General features: G+C 43.1%; 1 pseudogene. It reads left to right on the forward strand.

The annotated features are described in order from the left end of the window. Window positions 1-1593, forward strand: a pseudogene (locus ACFIKB_RS09215) (hypothetical protein); the annotation flags it as partial.

The following is a 1593-nucleotide window of genomic DNA, read 5'->3' on the forward strand; positions in this document are numbered from 1 at the left end:
AGCGCAGCATGAAAAGAAGGAAGAAAAAGAAGACGGCAAAGTTGTAGTGACACAAGAAAACAGCAAGATTACGTCCCTTGCAGCAGGAGCTATCAGTGAAACTTCAACAGACGCCGTTAATGGCTCACAGCTTCATACCTTGGGCACTGTGGTTGCTAAGTCTTTAGGCGGTAATGCTAAATATGAGAATGGTGCATGGACCGCTCCTACGTTCACGGTTAAGACTGTTAAGGCTGATGGTAGTGATGTTGAAGAAAACAGCTATGAGAGTGTAGCAGAAGCCTTTGCTGGAGTTGGTACTTCTTTGATGAACATTCACAATGAGATTAACAAGGAGATTGACAAAGTAGTAGGCGATAGCCTTGTTAAGCAAGATGCAGAAACAAAGGTTATTCAGATTGGTGGAGAGAAAGAAGGCACAGCAATCACGGTTGCAAACAGTAAAGGCGATGTCCGTAGTATCTCTGGTGTGAAGGCAGGCAACCTTTCAGAAGGATCGACAGAAGCGGTGAATGGTTCCCAGCTTTATTCTTTGAATACTACGCTTGCGAAGTATTTTGGTGGTAATGCTGCATTTAAAGATGGTGCTTTAACCGCTCCGACTTATAAGATCTCAAATATTGCTGAAGATGGTACGGCAACAGAAAAGTCATACAACGATGTTGGTTCAGCTTTTGCTGGTCTTGATACGAATTTCAAGAATGTGAATACGCATTTGACGAATGTTGTCAATGAATTCACTGAAAAAGTAACGAACATTACGCAAGAAGTTCAAGGTGATGCTTTGTTGTGGAACAAGGATCAGGGGGCGTTTGTAGCGCAGCATGGAGAAGGAGATGCGAAAGCTAACAGCAAGATTACGTCCCTTCAGGCTGGCAAGATTACAGCAGATTCAACGGACGCTGTTAATGGATCTCAGATTTATTCTGTAAGTGATACATTTGCGAAGTATTTAGATGGTGGCGCTGGATATGATAATGAAGGCAAATGGATTGCTCCTACTTTCAAAGTTACGACATTCAATGATGATGGAAGTCCTGCAGAGCAGGAGTATGAGAGTGTAGCAGCTGCCTTTGCTGGTGTAAGCAGTTCATTCACGAAGCTTCATAATGAGATATCAGACAATATTGAGCAGAATGCGTTGTTGTGGAGTGATGAAGAGAGTGCCTTTGTAGCGCTTCATGGTAAGGAAGATGCAAGAAGCAAGAGCAAACTGAAGTCCCTTTTAGATGGTGATATCTCAGAAGGTTCGACGGAAGCGATCACGGGCAACCAGCTTTATTTGATGAGCAATCAGCTTTCTGCCTATTTTGGTGGTGGAGCTGGCTATAAGGCTGGTGAGTGGATAGCACCTACTTTCAATGTTGCGCAATTCAATTCTGATGGTAGTTCGTCAGAAAAGCAGATCTATCATGATGTAGCAGGAGCTTTTGATGGTGTCAGTGACGGTATGACGAGTATCAACGAGCGTATTCATGATGTTGAGAAGAATGTGGCGAGCAATGGTTTGAATTGGAATGAAGAAGAAGTCGCGTATGATGCGAAGCATGATAGTAAGTCGAGTAAAATTACGAATGTACTGGATGGTAAGAT

This window comes from Bartonella sp. MR110HLJHH (assembly GCF_042194225.1).
Taxonomy (GTDB): Bacteria; Pseudomonadota; Alphaproteobacteria; order Rhizobiales; family Rhizobiaceae; genus Bartonella; species Bartonella grahamii.